The organism is Marinobacterium sp. MBR-109, assembly GCF_040547565.1.
Classification (GTDB): Bacteria; Pseudomonadota; Gammaproteobacteria; order Pseudomonadales; family Balneatricaceae; genus Marinobacterium.
This window is the reverse complement of sequence record NZ_JBEPPZ010000003.1, coordinates 88,756-107,600: the sequence shown is the minus strand read 5'-3', so window position 1 is coordinate 107,600 and position 18,845 is coordinate 88,756. Positions and strand designations below refer to the sequence as shown.

Here is an 18,845-nt window from a genome sequence, read left to right as displayed (position 1 = left end):
CCTGTTACTCCGTATCGGTCTGAAGAATATGAAACTTGGAATAGGCCCCCTGCTGCTCCAGCAGTTCGGAGTGAGAACCCTGCTCAATGATGCGGCCATCTTCCATCACCACGATGATATCGGCTTTTTCGATGGTGGACAGGCGGTGTGCTATCACCAGTGTGGTTCGACCACGCATCACCTCTTCCAATGCATCCTGAATGTGCCGCTCAGACTCACTGTCCAGCGCCGATGTCGCTTCATCCAGAATCAGAATCGGCGCATCCTTCAGAATGGCGCGGGCGATGGCGATACGCTGACGCTGACCGCCCGAGAGAAGAACGCCATTCTCACCCACCCGGGTATGAATCCCCTGCGGCAGACGTTCGACAAACTCGGTCACATGAGCGGCTTCTGCCGCCGCCAGAATCGCGGTTTCACTGGCGCCGGCCATGGCGCCATAGGCAATATTCTCGGCGATGGTACCGTTGAACAGCACCACATTCTGGTTCACCAGTGATATCTGGCTACGCAAACTATCCAGCGTAAACGACTCCAGCGGCTCGCCATTGATCAGCAGCTCACCCGTCCAACCATCATTGAAGCGCGGCAACAGACTGGCCAGCGTGGTCTTGCCACTGCCCGAACGCCCCACCAGCGCCACGCTTTTTCCCTGCGGCAGGCGCAGGGAAATATCATTCAACACCTGCTTGTCCGTGCCGGGATAGGCAAAGCACAGATCGCGGAATTCGATATCACCGATCCGCTCCAGCGTGCGGCTGCCGCGGTCCTGCTCCACCGGCTCATCCAGCACCTCAAACAGGCTTTCCGCTGCGGCGATGCCTTTCTGCACAATCGAAGTCACGTCCGTTAACAGACGCAACGGCTTGGTAATCATGCCCGCCGCCGTCAAAAAGGCAACGAAGCCACCGGTGCTCATGCTCCCCATCACATCCGGTTGCATCGCCAGAAACAGCAACGCCGACAGCGCCAGCGCAACCAGCAGCTGAATGATTGGAGTGTTGAGCGACTGGGTGACCACCAGTTTCATGAACTGACGCTTGTTGTGCAGGCTGGCCTGCTCAAAGCGCTCTCGCTCGGCTTCGGCACCACCAAAGATGCGCACGACCTGATATCCCTTGATCGATTCGGAGGCCGACTCGGTGATATCGCCGACCGATTTCTGGATACGGCGACTTAACTTGCGCATCCGCTTGGCTGCCATCGAAACCACCAGCCCGATCAACGGCCCTGCCGCAACAAAAATCAGGGTCAGCTTCCAGTTGAGGTAGAACATGTAGCCTAAAAGCCCGACCACCGTGAGCCCTTCCCGAAACAGCACCTTGATCGCATTGGTTACGGCCTCGGTTACCTGCTCAACGTTGTAGGTCAGCTTTGCCAGCAGCTCACCGCTGGATTTGTGACTGTAATAATGTGACGGCAACAGCAGAAGGCGCTCAAACACCTGAGTACGCAGGCGGTGAATCACTTCCCGCCCCACATAGGCAATGCTGTAATTGCCAATAAAGGCGCCCACTCCTCGCAGAATGAAGATCCCCATAACGGCAGCGGCCAGAAACCAGCGCTGATCATAATCATTGTTCTGAACGGTATTCACTACCATTTCAAGCCATTTGGCCGACAGTGCCTGACCAGCACCATAGATGGCAAAACCGATAAAGCTGATCACGAATATCAGCCAGAGCGGGCGCACATAGATCAACAAGCGTTTGTACGTTTGCCAGGCGCTGTCCACTTCAAGATGACTTTCATTTTGTGTGATCTGGTCAGACTGCATAGTATTCCCGGTACCACTTCACGAATCGATTGACGCCCTCTTCAACAGACGTGGCCGGCTTGTAGCCAACGCTCTGCTCCAGTGCACTGCTGTCGGCAAAGGTATCAGGCACATCCCCCGGCTGAAGCGGCAACATTTCCTTGCGCGCCTCCTTGCCGGTTGCCGTTTCGATTGCCGCAATAAAGTCACCCAGCTTGACCGCGTTACTGTTCCCAATGTTGTAGAGCCTGAAGGATGCCTTGCTGGTAGCGGGATCAGGGTGGTCACTGTCCCAGTCCGGGTTTGAGCTTGCGGGCTGATCGCTGGCAAGGATTACACCTGCAACGATGTCATCAATGTAGGTGAAGTCACGCGAGTGGTTTCCGTTATTGAACACTTTGATCGGCTCGCCCGCCAGAATACGACTGGTAAACAGATGAGGCGCCATATCGGGGCGACCCCAGGGGCCATATACGGTAAAAAAGCGTAGCCCTGTCGTGGGCAGGCCAAACAGGTGACTGTAACTGTGAGCCATCAATTCGTTGGAACGCTTGGTGGCGGCATAGAACTGTACCGGGTGGTTGACCCCATCATGTTCACTGAACGGCATACTGGTGTTGGCACCATAGACACTGCTGGTGCTGGCATAGGTCAGATGCCCGACCTGATGCTGCCGGCATGCCTCCAGTACGTTAACAAAACCGACCAGATTGCTTTCCACATAGGCGTGAGGATTTTCGATTGAGTAGCGCACACCCGCCTGAGCGGCCAGGTGAATGACTCGATCAAACCGGTGTTCGGCAAAACAGGATTCAACCGCGTCACGGTCTGCAAGATTGGCGCGGATAAACTGGTAAGTTGAACCCGTATCCGCCGCAGCCTGCTCCAGGCAGCTCAGGCGGGCGTCCTTCAGATCGGTATCATAGTAGTCGTTGACGTTGTCAAAACCGACCACCTCATCACCACGCTGGAGCAGCTTCATTGCGGTATGGAAACCAATAAATCCGGCATTGCCGGTGACCAGTACTTTCATGGTATCGCCTCAGGAATCGCTGCCAAACAGATCACGTGTGAAAACCTTGGCTTCACAATCCTGAATCTCGTCCGCCAGCCGATTGGCCAGAATTACATCACTGATCTGTTTGAACTCGTCCAAATCTCTAATCACTCGGGAGTTGAAGAAGTAATCTTCGTCCAGTACCGGCTCATACACCACTACCTCAATGCCCTTGGCTTTAATTCGCTTCATCACTCCCTGAATAGCGGAAGCACGGAAGTTGTCCGAGCCGGATTTCATCACCAGCCGATACACACCCACTATCTTCGGGTTACGCGCAATCACCGAGTTGGCGATAAAGTCCTTGCGGGTGGTATTGGAGTCCACAATGGCACGGATCAGGTTATTGGGTACCTGATCATAATTGGCCAGCAGCTGTTTGGTATCCTTGGGCAGGCAGTAACCGCCATAGCCAAAAGAAGGGTTGTTATAGTGGTTACCAATACGAGGGTCGAGCCCGACACCTTCAATAATTTGACGGGTGTTCAGACCATGTGACTGAGCATAGCTGTCGAGTTCGTTGAAATAGGCAACGCGCATCGCCAGATAGGTGTTGGCAAACAGTTTGATCGCTTCTGCTTCAGTGGAGTCGGTGAACAGAACCGATACATCCTGCTTAAGCGCCCCCTGCTTGAGCAGATCGGCAAAACAAGCGGCACGGTCAGACTGCTCTCCCACGACGATGCGCGAGGGGTACAGATTGTCATACAGCGCCTTGCCTTCGCGCAGGAACTCCGGCGAGAAGATCAGGTTGTTTGTGCCCAGGCGCTGCGCCAGCTCACGGGTATAGCCCACCGGCACCGTGGACTTGATCACCATCACCGCCTGGGGGTTGATCGCCAGCACATCCTGCACCACTGCCTCGACACTGCGGGTGTTGAAGTAGTTGGTCTGCGGGTCGTAATCGGTGGGCGTGGCAATGATGACAAACTCGGCACCGGTATACGCCTCGTGCTTGTCCAGTGTTGCACGCAATTGCAGCTTGCCGGAAGCCAGGTACTGGCTGATCTCGACATCCTCGATTGGCGACTCGCCTCGATTAAGCTGATCCACCTTGTCACTCAGGATGTCCAGTGCCACCACTTCGTTGTGCTGCGCGAGCAACACAGCGTTGGAAAGCCCTACGTAGCCTGTGCCTGCAACTGCTATTTTCATCTATAACCTTTCAGCTATCGGGTCCGAAGATAAGTGGTGCATCATACCATGAGAAAATCGGCCAGTGATGTTACAGCCCGTATCGGTTTGCCGCCCGCGGGCCTGCACTTTACAATCAGCCCTGTCATGACCTGTTGCAAGAGAGCCCGTGAGCCAACACACCGCCCCTGACAAGCGCTTTCTAAGCCCTCGATTCTGGCCCGCCAGAGTCGGCATCGGCCTTTTATGGCTGCTTAACCGCCTGCCCTGGCGCTGGCAGATCCGCCTCGGCCGCGTGCTGGGCCATATTCTTTTTTACCTGAGCCCTCGCCGACGCCATGTGACCGAGGTCAACATCCGCCTTTGCTTTCCTGAACTGAGCCACACTGAACAGGCGAAAATGGTTCGTTCGGTATTTGCCAACAACGGCATCGGCCTGTTCGAAACAGCCATGGCCTGGTGGACCCCGCTGGAAAAGCTGAAGGGGCACTTCTCACTCAAGGGGCAAGAGCATCTGGACGCTGCACTGACAGAAGGCAAGGGCGTTATTTTATTGGGGGCACATTTTTCGACCCTAGACCTGGGCGGGCTGCTGTTTTCAGACTTTTATCCGGTCGATGCCATGTATCGCCGCCACAATAATCCATTGCTGGAGCGGGTCATTACCCGTTGTCGCCAACGCTACTTCGAACTGGTGATAGAGCGCTCGGAAATTCGTAAGGTTTTAAAGGCTCTGCGCAACAATCACATTGTCTGGTACGCGCCTGATCAGGACTTTGGCAGCCACCAGTCTGTGTATGCACCCTTTTTCGGTGTCCCGGCGGCAACCATTACCGCAACCACACGCATGGCAAGGCTGAACAAATCACCGATTTTGATGCTGGCACAGCACCGCCTGCCGGATGACTCCGGTTATGAACTGGAACTCTTCCCGGCAATTGAACCCTTCCCGACCGGTGATGAAGAGGCCGATGCTGCCCGGGTCAATGCCGAGATTGAGCGCGCCATCCGCAAGGATCCGGCACAGTACATGTGGGTGCACCGCCGTTTCAAAACGCACCCTGAGGGCAAGAACTACCTGTATCGCAGGCAGCCATAGTCAGTTTAGCAGCCACTCCAATGGGTCTATCTTTTCGGGCGGCCTGGCCCCCGCCTGTTCGATAAACAGGCGATACCAGATCGCCAGCTGAATAAGCGCAGCAACAGGTTCTATCAGCTTCCTGTCCAGTTGTGGCAGTTTGGCAAGCAGGCCCTGCAGCTCCGTTCTATCCAGTATCGCGGTCAACAGCGGAGACCTCATAAGTGCCTGTTCAAGCCTGACGGGATCCAGTGATCTGACCCAATCGGCTACCGGCACTGAGAAGCCTTTCTTGCGTCCCTGCTCAACCTGAGGCAGGTGCGCCCGGAGCCATGTGCGCGGCAGGTATTTACCGACCCGCCCACGCTGTCGTAACGACTGTGGCAGCGACAGTCCGAACAAAACCAGTCGATGATCCAGAAAAGGCACCCTGCCTTCTACACCCTTGACCATCATCATCCGATCCGCCTTTACCAGCAAATCATCCACCAGCCAGGTTGCGATATCGGTCGCCTGCATGCGTGTCAAACGATCAAGGCCCGCAAACCGTTTCCAGCTCCGGATAAAGGGCACTCGCCAATGGCCAAACAGACTTGCCTGTTGTGAAGGCTTGATCAAACCCCGTGCCTGCGACCGATTAAAACGACCTTTGGTTCTGAAACCACCACTGCCGGGAGCCCTCAGCTGAGCAAGCCAGCGCTGAAACACAGGCATGCGATAGCGGCCGTAACCGGCAAACACTTCATCGCCACCTTCGCCGCTCAATACCACTTTGTGACTCTGCGATGCCCTGTCTGCAAGCACCACCGTTGGCAGCGACGCGAAGTCACCCATCAGCTCATCACTGGCCCAAATCGCATATACCAGTTGATCAAACAGCCTGATCGGCTCTGATTTAACGAACTCAAGCTCAAGGCTACAGGCTTGGGCAACAGCACCGGCGGCCTCTGACTCGTCATGCACGGTTGTGCTGTTAAAGGCCAGACTCCAGGATTTGGGCAGTTGTTTGCCAAAACTGCAACGACTGAGCTCTGTAGCCAATATTGATGAATCAACACCTCCGGACAGAAAGAGTCCCACCGGCACATCGGAACGCAGATGCTTTTGCAGAACATTCTGCAGCAGCTCATCAAAGGTCTCCAGCGCAGCCTGCTCGTCACCATTGAATACCGGCTGCTCTTTAAGCGACTGTTCCAGCGACCACCAAATGCCTGTCTCAATATCTCCATCCGGCGAAACCTTGAGAAACCCACCTGGTGGTACACGGTAAATACCCTTGATCGCCGTTTCATCACCGGACGCAAAGTTGATCTGCAGGAATCGCCCTACCGCTTCCAGATTGGGCTGCGGCTTGTCCGGCAACACCCTGACCAACGCCTTGATTTCCGAAGCAAAAGCAATGCCGCCGGGCAATTCGCAGTAATAAAGCGGTTTGATACCGAATCGATCACGCACCAGCAGCAGCTCACCACTGCTGCGGTTATAAAGCGCAAAGGCAAACATGCCTTCCAGCTGATGCGCAAAGTCTGCGTCTGGGCCTGAGTCCGATGCAGACAATGGCAAAATGGTTTCGCAGTCAGAGCCGGTATTGAATCTTTCACCCCGCCCCTGCAGCGACTGCCTCAGCTCCACATGGTTATAGATTTCCCCATTGGCGACCAGGACCCGCTGCCGGTCTTGTGAATACAGCGGCTGCTGTCCGTGTTCCAGATCGATAATTGAAAGTCGGGTATGGATGAGGGCGACACCCTGCTCGGCAAACATGCCCTGCCCATCAGGTCCGCGATGAGACAGCGCAGCCGCCAACCGAGCAGGAAGTTCAGCATCAATATCACGCCCTGGTGTGTAGATGCCGGCTATTCCGCACATCAGCGAGCCCCCGCCAAAAGCTGCTCATACAAGGCGTGATAGGCCGATACAATGGCCTCTTGGCCAAAACGCTGCTCCAACGTACAACGCCCGGCACTGATCATCGCGGCTTTCTGATCATCAGAGGCGGTCAGTACCTGCTGCATGGCGGCGGTCAGCGCCTCACAGGCATCGACCTCTGTCAGCACACCGTCAATGCCATCCGTCATCAGCTCCAACGCACCATCACTGCGTGTGGAAACAACGGGTACACCATGCGCCCAACCCTCAAGAATCACATTGCCCAGTGGCTCATGCCGTGAGGGGCAGACGAACAGGTCAGCCATGGCAAAAAAGGGGGCTGGATCCGACTGCCAGCCCAGAAAATGGATGCGATTACTGGCTGCACTTTTGCTCGCCTGATCCTTGAGCTGATCGGCCAAAGGGCCATCCCCCGCCAGCAGCAACTGCACACGACGCCCGTCGATCTCCGTCGGCAAGGCCGAAAAGGCATCCAGCAGCGTGTCAAAGGCCTTGTTGGTGTGCAGCCGCCCAAGAGCAAAGACCACCAGGTCATCTTTCAGGTTTAACCGAGTTTTCCACTGCTGCAGTTGTTCAGCCTCAACCGGTTCAGGAGGAGGAACAAAGTTGCTGATGTAGTGTACGCGTTCTGCAGGGTAACCATGCTTGATCAGGTAATCACAGATCCCTCGGGTATTGCCAACCAATGCATGTACATGTCGATAGTGATCCGGATTGTAGAAGCCTCCGAGCCGCGCCACATGAACCGGCCCTTTGCCCGGACGCAGGTGAACGAGACGCGTAGCCCGTCCCATCCAGGTCTGGACGATTTCCGGGCGCTCACGCCGGATCAAGCCTCCCAGACTGAAACGCGACAGAGGGTCGAACACACTGCGCATGGCACTGGTCGCTACAGGCGCAGACAGACTACTGAGCAGTTCGCTTTTATGCGGCACGATGGCGGTTGAGCCCAGATCATTCGTCTGGTTGAAGGCCTGGTGAAGGCGAACAAAAAAGCTTTCGGCGCCACCCAGTTTCTTGCTGCCGATGATCTGAAGCGTTTGAATCCGGCTCACGGGAACTCCTGTCGTTGTGCGAAACTTGCCAGGCGAACCTGTTTGCCCCGACAATAGAGCTCGATTATAGCAACCTCCAGACCCTTGAAACCAACAGGCATCACATGACCGATATCACCCTGCCCATCAGTGTCACCATCATCGCTCAGGACGAAGCGGACCGCATCGGCATGGCGATCGAAAGCGTGCGCGACTGGGTCGACGAGGTTGTAGTGGTGGACTCAGGCAGCACGGATGGCACCCAGGAGGTCGCAGCGTCACTGGGTGCCAAGGTCATCCATCATGACTGGCCCGGGTACGGTCAGCAAAAGCGCTTTGCAGAGGATCAGGCACGCAATGACTGGATCCTTAATATTGATGCGGATGAGCGCATTCTGCCTGAGCTCAAGGCAGAAATGATGCAGCTGTTTGCCCACGATGCTCCCGATGCCGATGGCTATTTCATCGCCATCCACGATCGCCTTTACTGTACCGACCGTCTGAGTGCCTACACGCCCTACAAGCCGGTGCGATTGTATCGAAAGTCAAAAGGCCGCTACAGCACCAGCCCGGTACATGACCGGGTTCAGATGGAGTCGGGGGGCAAAACCTCCACACTCAAGGGCCGCATGGCACACGATTCGCTCAAATCTTTCCACCATCGCATAGAAAAAATGAACGAGTATACCGAGGCGCAGGCGAAAGACCTGCTGGCTCGCGGTCGCAAACCATCAACGTTCCGTATTCTGACCGAGTTCTGGACCGCCTTTATCGTGGGTTACTTCTTCCGCGGCTACTGGCGTGGCGGGCTGATGGGCTATATCTATGCGGTTAACTTTGCGTATAGCCGGTTCTTGAGGCAGATAAAACTGTACGAGACATCCAGAACGAACGACAAGGGCTAAATTCGTTTACCAGATCTGATCGCTGTCTGGATCAAAGCATCCAGTTCTGGCAGTAACACTTCCATGCTATATCTCTGAGCTCGCTTGTGTGCGTTACAGATGACTTCGGGCCACTGCGGATACATGTCGATAGCCCTCAACAACGTATCTGTCAGTGACTGCAAACTGTCAACATCGGCCAACCAGCCGTCATATCCATGCGTAATCTGGCTCGCAGGGCCATCTGCCTTGGTCGCGACCACAGGACAGCCGTATGCTGCAGCCTCCAGGACTACAATCCCGAACGATTCATAACGTGATGGAAATACGGCAAGATCAATTGTCCGCAGCCAACTGGCAATATCATCGACCCAGCCATCGAAAATCACCTCTGTACGAATGCCCAAGCGCTCCGCCATGTCACGAACTTGTGCTTCACTGTCACCACTGCCTGCTATATGCAGTCGCAAAGAAAGCCCCCGGCGTTTAAGGAGGCTCAAGGCCTCAAGCAGGAGATCCAACCCTTTTTCAGGACTGATTCGACCCATAAAACCCAAGCTGAGAGGCGTGGGAAGAGACTTACCCACCGATGGCGCCGGAAGAGATGGCACACAGGGAATCATATTAGGAAAAACAACCACACTTTCATGCTTAAACCCGGATCTTAAACTTTTACTGCGCATCGCCTCGGTCAATACAACCAGCCTATCAGCCCCTTTCATACGGTTAAATTTATCGCCGTGAGAAAAACCTAAAATCGGATAAGCTGATCCCAGGCAGCTTTTTGTCAGAATACTGGTTGCACGGGAGTTATGTGTAATGATCAGATCAGGAGACGATTTTTTCAACCATAGCCGTGCTCTGAGCATGGCTGCCACATCATAAAATCCCCTGACCGTGAAAGGACGAATAACAACTTGGTTCAAAAGATCATCGCGATAGGGTGCAGCTGCAGGTATCCAAGCTTCAACATCATAGCCCAGCTGTACAAGGCTATTGGAAATATTGACAAATGCCTGCTCCAAACCGCCCTTGCGGTCTGAACACAGTACATGAATGATCTTCACACACAGTACTCCTGCGGGAATGCATCCAACAATGCTTGCTGGATACGCTTCACGTCATCAGCAGGCACACGATCATCTGCGGCCAGCTCCAGCAGTTGCTCTGCACAGCAATCACCCGACATAAGCTGCCCACAGTCAATAGTATTCAGGCCATCTCGTCCGTATACCGATAGATAATCACGCAACTTATAATCACCACCCATATGAATATTATCCCCAGTCTGTAAGTAGAGCACAGGAACATCATAGCTATGAGCCGCTATATAAGGGTGCATCGCAGTTGTGACTACCATTTCAGAACTGGCAATGGCTGCCAATATTATCTTATAGTCATTGGCAAGAGAGAGCTGATCAACTTTATTGTGCGGAAATAGTCGGCGCAATGATTCAACCCACTCACTCGATGCCCTATCATGTAAATGGGGTAAACAAAGAATATTCCCTTTACCATCAGGTAAACACTGGGGAAATAAGTGGGAGCAGAGCAATCCGGGGTCACCCACTGCAACCAAACCGTCTCCTATACCAAATCTAGCAGCAGACAGCTTCCCCCGAAGAGCATGTATACGAATGAAACGGGATGAAACATTGCTTCCTGGTGCTAAAAAACCAGTTCCCCACATATCCACTGGATGCCCCAGATTGAGTAGCCAGCGTTTGAAACTCTTTTTAACCACTCGCTCGGCCAAACTACCGATAGCCACCAGATCAGATTTTTTAAAAGGACTGAAACTTGCTGTTCTGGACGAAACTTTCGTCACTATTTCTCGGGACAATACATCACCAAAATTATTCTCAATATTTTGGTAATAAAGTTTAATAGCTTTTTTCATTTTGCTTTCCCTCCCTCACTGCAAGAATGGAAATAACCTGAGACATCACAAGACAATAAAGAAAAGAGTTAGCACCGATATTATTCCGCAAGGTGGCACTGGTAATTCCTATTACCAGTAATGATACAAAAACCATGACCGTTGGCAGCATACCAGACAACGAAACTTTATAAGAATAGAGCATATAAAATGGAAAAACCACAAACATAAAAAAGCAAAAAACACCAAACATTCCTCCTCGTTCAAGGATAGTAAAATACTCTGAATGCGTATGATATTTCAGCATATAAGCTGGGTATTTCCCTGCACTAACTATTTCTTGTTTCGATGCATAAGCACCCTCGACACCAAGCCCAAACCATGGAGCTTTCAAGAAAACATCCCAAGCCATTAGCCAAGAGTCTATTCTTATACCAACTGAATTATATGCCTGATCATACATGAAATAATTCTGTATATTTATATAAGCAAGATAAATACGATCCCACATCGAGTAAACAATAAGAAATATCATAAACAGCACTAAAATAGCGGGTATCATAATATTTTTATTATTTGCATGCCTTCTTAGCAGCACAGCCATTAAAATAGAGTTAACCAGTAAGAACGCCAGCAGAGGCCCCCTAGCCTCTGTCATATATAAAATAGATGCACATGACAAAAAAGATATTCCAAACCAAATAAAGCCAATACTCCTTTCCTTGACAAGAAAGCCACCCAAAAAAATGGAATAGAAAAAAACAATAGCCGATGAAAAAGAGCCTTTATTAAACCAAAGCCCGGGATTAACGCTGCTTGATTTATGTGATTCCACAGCAAACAGCCCATTTTTTTGCAAAATACAAAAAAACAAAGTAAATCCCAGAATTACTGAGATGAACTTTATAATAACTCGGCTATCAATCTCTTTATACAGAACCAATGCAGCAGGGAGGATGACAAGGAGGTTGCGTGATACCTTTTCAATATCACTTAGTCTCGTATACCCTCTGATTATATTAATAATATCAGGCGCCAAAAATATAAAAAAAGGAACCGCCATCAAAAAAATAAATTTAGAATCCAGCTTTATTTGAGTAAAAAAACAAAAAAACGCCACAATGAATAGAATATAGACACCGTCTTTATATATTCCCTCAATGACAAAATAGGTTATTGAAAAAACAGCAAAAAAAGACATGAGAGCTGATATAAAAAATTTCTCAACATCTGCTTTAATCACACTTACATCCTGTAATTCGAATATATTTCTAGAGTGCTGGTTATCATATGATCAAGCACAAAAGGATTGTTTTTTAAACCCACGCCTTTACTCTTATGAAATACGCCTTCAATACTCCGCACAATGTCTGGAATATCTCCCGTTACAGCCCTGCCTTCCGGATAAATAGCCCCCAAGGTTTCAGCAACCGCCCCATGTGCATACCCCACCACCGGCGTACCAATCGACAAACATTCCACAACTGTTCGGCCAAACGCTTCTGCGGTTGTTGATGTAAGGGACAACATCACATCTGAAATGGCATACAGCTCTTTCATATCCGAGCGGGTGCCCAGGAAGGAGAAATACTCGTTGAGGCCAGCCGCACTGATGGCTGCCTTCACTTCATGAATGAATTTGTTCTTGGGGTCACTGCCGACGATCAGGACATGGAAGTCCTGTCGCTGTTGACTGAGTGTTGCCACGACCTTGACCAGATCAAGATGCCCTTTCCAGCGAGTAATTCGTCCAGGGAAGCAGATCAGGTGTTTATTCAGAGCCTGAGGGCACTCATCAAAGAAGCGTGTTTTCCATTCTTCTGTGGGCTGATATCCACGCGGAAACTCTTCCGGGTCAATGCCCCGATGAATCACGGTTACCTTGGCAGGGTCCACTTCCGGATAGTTGTCCAACAGGTAGCGTTTCGCCGTCTCGGATACGGCAATAACGCGTTCACCCTTGCCCATGATGGCGCTGTAGCGGTTAACCGAGTGCATACCATGCAGGGTGGTGATGAAGCGCGGCCGAGTCGCTGGGTCCATCTTGCGCCAGGCCAGCCATACAACCCAGGCGGGCATGCGTGATCGCACATGCACGATATCCGGCTTTTCTTCGGCCAGCCAACGGCGAAACCCGGCCACCTGCAGCAGCGTCAGTAACGATTTCTTGCCCAGTCCCCATTGCACGTGGCGGCTGCCTTCACGTTCAAGCTGTTCAACAAGGCGCCCGCCGGCCGACACAACAATGGACTCATGGCCAGCGGCAACCAGTCCACGAGCCACTTCAAGCGTGCCTCGCTCGACGCCTCCCAGCTCAAGGGCTGGCAATACCTGTACAACCTTCACAGCCACTCCCTCCTGAGCACTTCCTCGGCACAGCGCTCTGCCTCATTAAATACAACACCCGCAGCCGCCAGCCCGCTCATCGACCAGTCCGGTGCGCGCACCACCAGCCCCTGTGTTGCAAGCTGCTCAATACCCTTGCCGATCCGGTTGTCCGCATTACCGCGTAGTGGCAAAACGCCAACTTGGCAGCCCGCCGTCAGTGCTTCATACACCATGGATGCGCTGTCTTCCGTGATCCAGCAGACCTCAGCGCTGGCCAGCTGCTGCGGCAGCCAGTCGGGTCCGGTTTCGGCGGCGGGTACAAAGCGATCGCCGCACAACGCTGACAAAGCCTGCTCAGTACTGGCAGGCGTTCGCCGTGACGAGCCGATCAGCCAGTCACGCTGTTCCGATTCCAGCAGGGCCTGCACCTGATTCAGCACACCGGCTTCATCCCAGCGGTAATGTTTTGACGGCCCCCCGATCAGTATGACACCGCTGCCCGGAGCCTTCTCGCCCGGTAGCATCCGGTTGAGCGCCCCGTCAGTGACAATGATATTGGGACGTCTGGGTGGCTGGTCATGCTCGGGCACCAGGCAGAGGTCAAAGAAGCCCATCGGGATAGATGGTTTCATCAACACAATGGCGGGAGCACGGTACAGTTTGCGCAGCGCCAGCAGGGTCAGGTGCGTGGTGTGTCCGGCACCGATCAGTAGATCAGGGCGGTCATCCAGTTGCGGCAAGGCGCCACCCAGGCAGAGCCTCAGTGCCTCGAAGCGCCCCATTGGCTCGCGTTCGCTGATCTCCACCGAAGTACGGCGGGCAATCGCTTCGGCCAGCCCCAGCGACTGGTTGCGATGCCCGGGCTTGCCATCGCTGATAATCAGGATCTGTTTCACGCACACCCACTTTGCTGTTTCCCATACGCTCGGCCCAACAGAACCAGACGCTTGCCATAGGCGTCAAATGATACCATTGCAGCAGCCGTGCAACGAAGGCTGCAACACTATTTATCCGCCAGGCAATTCCATTTTTTCGCTGAATGCATACAATCTAGGGGTCTGAATTTCTCGGATCGCTCGTGTCTGCTGGCTCCGCCCCGCCAGCCTTCGGTCTCAGCCCAGCTTGTTAGGAAGGTGATATGTCTGCTTTTGGTTCCGTTTTCATGCCTGAAATGGCAATTTCCTGGTTCGACGGCTCACAGTGGAGCAACGCCGAGGTGGTATCGAGCGACAGTATTCAGCTGCACCCCGGGGCACACGTACTGCACTACTCCAGCAGTTGCTTCGAGGGCTTGAAGGCATTTCGTCACGAAGACGGTTCGGTCAAAATCTTTCGCATGGACCGCAACATTGCCCGCCTGCAGCAAAGCTCCGACATTCTGGCATTGCCGGAGTTTGCACCGGAAAAGCTTGAGCAGATGATTGTTGATATTGTCACCCGCTTTGCCGATCAGGTACCGGAGGCGCCTGGCTCCATGTACATTCGCCCGACCCATATCGGTACCGAGCCTGCCATCGGCAAGGCTGCCGTTCCTTCACTGACGTCCTGCCTGTATGTGTTGCTGTCACCGGTGGGTGATTACTTTACCGGCGGTGACAAGGCACTGCGCCTGCTGTTGGATGACGAGGGCATGCGCTGTTCGCCGCACATGGGCGTGGTCAAAAGTGGCGGCAACTATGCCAGTGCACTGCAGCCGATCATGAAGGCACGAGCGGAGTACCAGGCTGATCAGGTACTGTTCTGCCCGGGCGGTGATGTTCAGGAAACCGGTGCAGCCAACTTCCTGCTGATCGATGGTGACGAGATCATCACCAAGGCGCTGGACTCGACCTTCCTGCACGGCGTCACCCGTGACTCCATCCTGACGCTGGCTCGTGATATGGGCATGACCGTGTCCGAACGCCAGCTCACCGTTGAGGAGCTGCTTGAGCGCAGCGCGCGTCCGGGATGTGAAGCGGCCCTGTCCGGCACGGCCGCTGTACTGACCTCTGTCGGCACCCTGATCCACAAGGGCAAGGAGTATGAAGTTGGCAACGGCGGCATCGGCGAAACTACAGTGCGTCTGCGCCGTGCCCTGAACGATATTCAGTGGGGCAAGGTTGAGGATACCCATGGCTGGCTGACCAGCCTCTGACCGAACGGCACAGCTCACGAGTCTGAAAAGCCGACCCGGCATATCCCGGGTCGGCTTTTTCATGCGTAGAGAGCGAGAGTTACTGCGCCAGCAACCTTTGCCAGAGTTCGGCTACGCCTGCGCGATAGGCGGCCATTTCCTGATCGCCCAACACACCGGACAGGTTTTGCATCGTCTGACGGTGGCCGGCAGCACGATAGGCCTTATAGGCTTCCCGCAGCAGCTCCACCTCATCGGATGCCAGCAACCCTTCGGCTTCAACACTGGCCAGAATGCGGATGTTATCGGTCCAACGCATCAGTGCAGGCATCTCGGCCGCATGACGCAACACCAGATATTGCACCATGAACTCGATATCGACGATACCACCCCGGTCCTGTTTCAGATGGAATACGCGACTTTCTTCATCGGCCGCAGGTTTACTGCCCAGATGCCCGCGCATCTTCTCGCGCATCGTGACCACATCCGACTTGAGTTTTGCCTCTTCCCGCGGCTGCCCCAGTATCTCACGGCGCACGGACTGGAATCGCTCCGCCAGGGCTGGGCTGCCGGCCACCACACGCGCCCGAACCAGCGCTTGGTGCTCCCAGGTCCAGGCTTCCTTCTGTTGATACTCTCGGAAGGCATTCAGTGAGCTGACCAGCAGGCCGGAGTTGCCGGACGGGCGCAAGCGCATGTCCACTTCATACAGAATCCCGGACGGGGTGAACGTATTGAGGATATGGATGATCCTCTGTCCCAACCGGTTGAAGAAGACACTGTTGGCGATGGGTTTGCCTCCATCGGTCTCCAGATTGCCGGCCGCATCGTGCAGAAATACCAGATCCAGATCAGAGCCGTAGGACAGCTCTATGCCACCCACCTTGCCATAACCGATGATGATAAAGTCGGGATCACAGGGCACACCGGGGCTTTTCTGCGGTACGCCGTGTTTCTCAGTGAGGTTGCGCCAGGCGATATCCAGCACCGCTTCAAGCACGGCTTCCGCAAGCCAGGTCAGGTAATCACTGACCCGCATCAACGGCAATACTCCGGTAATATCGGACGCTGCCACCCGCAACATGTGGGCATGCTTGAAGTAACGCAGGGTTTCCATCAATTGTTCGATGTCATCTTCCGGGATACGCAGCAACTGCTGGCGCAGCTCGGTACGCAGAGCCGTCAGGTTCGGCGGCGTGTAAAGTGTGCGTGGATCGATCAACTCATCCAGCAGAACAGGCTGTTTCGACAACTGCTCGGCAAACCAGGCACTGGCGGAGCAGAGCTGAACCAGCTGTTTCAACGCTGCAGGGTTTTCGTTCAACAGCACCAGATAGGCGGACCGGCGCAATACCGCCTGAATCAACACCAGTACCCGCTCCAGCGTAATCTCCGGATTACTGCACTGCCCAACATTCTCCAGCAGAGCCGGCAATACCGCTTCCAGTCGCTCCAGCGCCACTTTTTGCAGCATCTGTACCGTGCGCAACCCCTTCAGATCCTGCAGCGCTTTCAATGCCTGCTCAGGAGCCTGATAGCCCTGTTCGGCCAGAAACTCCAGCGCACTGGCATCCTCCATCAACCCTTGCCAGAGCGCCAGCCAGTCACCGCGCAGGTCATCAGGTTGTTCTTCTCCCTCATCCACCGGAGCGATCACATCTGCAAAGTGACGCGACACGTCCGCCCGACATTTTTGCAACGCCTGGTCCAACGCATCCCAATCGGCAAAGCCCTGGGCAAAGGCCAGACGCTCCCGGCCCATTTCATCTTCCGGCAATTCCTGCGTCTGTTTGTCGGCGATCGCCTGAATACCATGCTCTATATTGCGCAGGAAGGTGTAGGCATCAGTCAGCTCGGCCACGGCCGCTTCAGGCATACCCACCTTCTCCGGCAGCTGCGGCAGAATATTGAGCAGTTCACGCTGCTGCAACTCATGATCGCGACCGCCCCGGATTAACTGAAACGCCTGTGCAATAAATTCCACCTCGCGGATGCCACCGGCACCCAGTTTCACGTTATGACTCAACCCTTTGCGGCGCACTTCACGGTTGATCATGCCCTTCATGTCGCGCAATGATTCGAATGCGCTGAAGTCGATATACTTGCGATACACAAACGGACGCAACAGCTGGATCAGCTCCTCTCCGGCCTCCTGATCACCGGCTACAACGCGAGCCTTGATCATGGCATAGCGCTCCCAGTCACGGCCCTGATCCTGGTAATAGCTTTCCATGGCTCCAAAGCTGCACGCCAGCGGGCCAGCCGAGCCGAATGGACGCAGGCGCATGTCGACGCGAAACACAAATCCATCGATGGTCAGGTTATCCAGCGCCTGGATCAGCTTTTGCCCCAGCCGGATGAAAAAGTCCTGATTTTCCAGATTCTTGCGATCACCGTCGGTTTCGCCATTGGCCGGGAAGGTAAAGATCAAATCAATATCGGATGACAGGTTCAACTCATGCGCACCCAGCTTGCCCATGCCGAGCACCACCATCCGTTGCGGATGCCGCTGCCCGCTGGCATCCGGGCGCGAGTGTGGCACGCCCCAGCGCTGACAGGCCTGCTGGTACAACCACTCCAGTGTGCGATCAATGCAGGCATCCGCCAGCCAGGACAGCTCGCGGGTGTTACCGCGCATGTCGCTGAGCCGGTTGAGATCACGCCAGATCAGGCGGATCATTTCGCGCTGACGGAACAGGCGCAACTGGCGGTGCAGCTCCTTCTCGTCCTCAATCGGTGTCAGCAACGCCTGCAGTCGTTCGGCATACTCGGTTTCGCCGTAGGCCTGTTGCAGGTCGCCGCTTCGAATCAGCTGCGCCAGCCAGCCAGGGTGACGCTGCAGCTGTTCGGCAACAAAATCACTGCCAATCAGGGTGCGCTGCAACTCGCCCGTCAGCCAATCCGGCTGACCCTGCAACTCACCGAGGGCAGCTTCGATGCGAGCAAGGTTATCCTGCAGCAGAGGCCGCAGCTGTTCCGGCACGTTCTGCAACATCTGTTCATCAATCGACATTCATGCGTCTCCCCTGCAATCCATTGAGTGCTGGCCACACTGACTGAACAGTCGATAGCCACGCTGTGCCTTGCTGATATCGCCAGGCTGCAGTTCTACCTGCTCAGCCAACCGATGCGCCAGTGCAAACAGCGCTTCAGCAGGGCCTGATTTGAGTTCCAGCTCCAGCTCACTGATCGGATCGGTCAGATGAAGACCATCCGCGCAGTCGCACACCACTTCACCCAGATCCAGTGCCACTTCGATCTCGGCACCCTCAAAAGTCAGCCACCAGAGGCGGCGCGTGAAGTCGGTGGTAAACACCGGCATCAGTGTCATCTGATCCGGTGCGGCCAGCTCGGTGGGCCAGATGTCGGCTCCAAGCAGAGTGGGATCAAGCTGTTCGCTGGTCAGATCCCACTCCCATTCACCCCGCTGATGCAGACCGTCGATGCTCTGCCCCCGTGTTTTCAGCGTCTGAATAAACCGCTCCCCCTGACGCCGGACCCGCAGTGCCACCTTTGCTCGGGCCAGATCGAGGGCCGCTGTGTCATAGTAGGTGTTATGCAGCAGACGGGCCGCTTGCCCGGTTGCATGGCACAGCAGTGAATGCCGGCTCAACCGTTCCATTGCTGCCGGTTCGATCAGCAGCTTGAGTTCTGTTTCTGTCGCCATCGTTCAGACACCTTGTTGATCTGCC

At 54.3% G+C, this 18,845-nt stretch carries 15 protein-coding genes; 3 read left to right on the top strand and 12 right to left on the bottom strand.

The window, feature by feature from the left end; translation table 11 throughout:
- Window positions 1-4: 4 nt before the first annotated feature.
- Genes msbA through ABIE60_RS05405 form a run of 3 tightly spaced genes read right to left on the bottom strand, consistent with a single transcriptional unit; the run spans window position 5 to window position 3,968 of the window.
- Window positions 5-1,777, bottom strand: coding sequence for a lipid A export permease/ATP-binding protein MsbA (msbA, locus tag ABIE60_RS05415; protein WP_354468355.1), 1,773 nt, complete (start codon window positions 1,775-1,777; stop codon window positions 5-7).
- Window positions 1,767-2,789: an NAD-dependent epimerase gene (locus ABIE60_RS05410; protein ID WP_354468354.1), complete on the bottom strand. Its 1,023-nt coding sequence runs from the start codon at window positions 2,787-2,789 to the stop codon at window positions 1,767-1,769. The genes msbA and ABIE60_RS05410 overlap by 11 nt, the downstream gene beginning before the upstream one ends.
- Before the next feature lie 9 nt (window positions 2,790-2,798).
- On the bottom strand, window positions 2,799-3,968 hold the full coding sequence (locus tag ABIE60_RS05405; RefSeq protein ID WP_354468352.1) for a nucleotide sugar dehydrogenase: 1,170 nt from the start codon (window positions 3,966-3,968) through the stop codon (window positions 2,799-2,801).
- A 148-nt stretch (window positions 3,969-4,116) separates the two neighbouring features.
- On the opposite strand from ABIE60_RS05405, the gene lpxL reads away from it, so the two are divergent.
- Window positions 4,117-5,046, top strand: a complete 930-nt coding sequence (lpxL, locus tag ABIE60_RS05400) for an LpxL/LpxP family Kdo(2)-lipid IV(A) lauroyl/palmitoleoyl acyltransferase (protein WP_354468350.1) — start codon at window positions 4,117-4,119, stop codon at window positions 5,044-5,046.
- On the opposite strand, the gene asnB is transcribed toward lpxL, so the two are convergent.
- Both asnB and ABIE60_RS05390 read right to left on the bottom strand, forming a co-directional pair.
- Window positions 5,047-6,894 (bottom strand): asparagine synthase (glutamine-hydrolyzing), encoded by a 1,848-nt coding sequence (gene asnB / locus ABIE60_RS05395; RefSeq protein ID WP_354468349.1) that lies wholly within the window; start codon window positions 6,892-6,894, stop codon window positions 5,047-5,049.
- Window positions 6,894-7,970, bottom strand: a complete 1,077-nt coding sequence (locus ABIE60_RS05390; protein ID WP_354468347.1) for a glycosyltransferase — start codon at window positions 7,968-7,970, stop codon at window positions 6,894-6,896. Before ABIE60_RS05390 ends, asnB begins: the two co-directional genes overlap by 1 nt.
- A 104-nt stretch (window positions 7,971-8,074) precedes the next feature.
- On the opposite strand from ABIE60_RS05390, the gene ABIE60_RS05385 reads away from it, so the two are divergent.
- Window positions 8,075-8,854 (top strand): glycosyltransferase family 2 protein, encoded by a 780-nt coding sequence (locus ABIE60_RS05385; RefSeq protein ID WP_354468345.1) that lies wholly within the window; start codon window positions 8,075-8,077, stop codon window positions 8,852-8,854.
- On the opposite strand, the gene ABIE60_RS05380 is transcribed toward ABIE60_RS05385, so the two are convergent.
- Genes ABIE60_RS05380 through ABIE60_RS05360 form a run of 5 tightly spaced genes read right to left on the bottom strand, consistent with a single transcriptional unit; the run spans window position 8,851 to window position 13,936 of the window.
- Window positions 8,851-9,900 carry a glycosyltransferase gene (locus tag ABIE60_RS05380; RefSeq protein WP_354468343.1) on the bottom strand — a complete coding sequence of 350 codons (1,050 nt, stop codon included), beginning with the start codon at window positions 9,898-9,900 and terminating at the stop codon, window positions 8,851-8,853. The genes ABIE60_RS05385 and ABIE60_RS05380 overlap by 4 nt on opposite strands.
- Window positions 9,897-10,733: a polysaccharide pyruvyl transferase family protein gene (locus tag ABIE60_RS05375; protein ID WP_354468342.1), complete on the bottom strand. Its 837-nt coding sequence runs from the start codon at window positions 10,731-10,733 to the stop codon at window positions 9,897-9,899. The genes ABIE60_RS05380 and ABIE60_RS05375 overlap by 4 nt, the downstream gene beginning before the upstream one ends.
- Window positions 10,717-11,955 carry an O-antigen ligase family protein gene (locus tag ABIE60_RS05370; protein ID WP_354468340.1) on the bottom strand — a complete coding sequence of 413 codons (1,239 nt, stop codon included), beginning with the start codon at window positions 11,953-11,955 and terminating at the stop codon, window positions 10,717-10,719. The genes ABIE60_RS05375 and ABIE60_RS05370 overlap by 17 nt, the downstream gene beginning before the upstream one ends.
- Window positions 11,956-11,957: 2 nt before the next feature.
- The gene (locus tag ABIE60_RS05365; RefSeq protein WP_354468339.1) at window positions 11,958-13,058 is read right to left on the bottom strand and encodes a glycosyltransferase family 4 protein; all 1,101 of its coding nucleotides are present in this window, start codon (window positions 13,056-13,058) and stop codon (window positions 11,958-11,960) included.
- The gene (locus ABIE60_RS05360) at window positions 13,055-13,936 is read right to left on the bottom strand and encodes a mitochondrial fission ELM1 family protein (RefSeq protein WP_354468338.1); all 882 of its coding nucleotides are present in this window, start codon (window positions 13,934-13,936) and stop codon (window positions 13,055-13,057) included. Before ABIE60_RS05360 ends, ABIE60_RS05365 begins: the two co-directional genes overlap by 4 nt.
- 242 nt (window positions 13,937-14,178) lie before the next feature.
- Between ABIE60_RS05360 and ABIE60_RS05355 the strand changes: the two genes are divergently transcribed.
- Entirely contained in the window at window positions 14,179-15,174 is a 996-nt protein-coding gene (locus tag ABIE60_RS05355; protein ID WP_354468336.1) for a branched-chain amino acid aminotransferase, read from the top strand.
- A 79-nt stretch (window positions 15,175-15,253) separates the two neighbouring features.
- Here the strand turns inward: ABIE60_RS05355 and glnE are convergent, their stop codons facing one another.
- Both glnE and ABIE60_RS05345 read right to left on the bottom strand, forming a co-directional pair.
- Window positions 15,254-18,166: a bifunctional [glutamate--ammonia ligase]-adenylyl-L-tyrosine phosphorylase/[glutamate--ammonia-ligase] adenylyltransferase gene (glnE, locus tag ABIE60_RS05350; protein ID WP_354468335.1), complete on the bottom strand. Its 2,913-nt coding sequence runs from the start codon at window positions 18,164-18,166 to the stop codon at window positions 15,254-15,256.
- Window positions 18,167-18,820 (bottom strand): CYTH domain-containing protein, encoded by a 654-nt coding sequence (locus ABIE60_RS05345; protein ID WP_354468334.1) that lies wholly within the window; start codon window positions 18,818-18,820, stop codon window positions 18,167-18,169.
- Window positions 18,821-18,845: the final 25 nt, after the last annotated feature.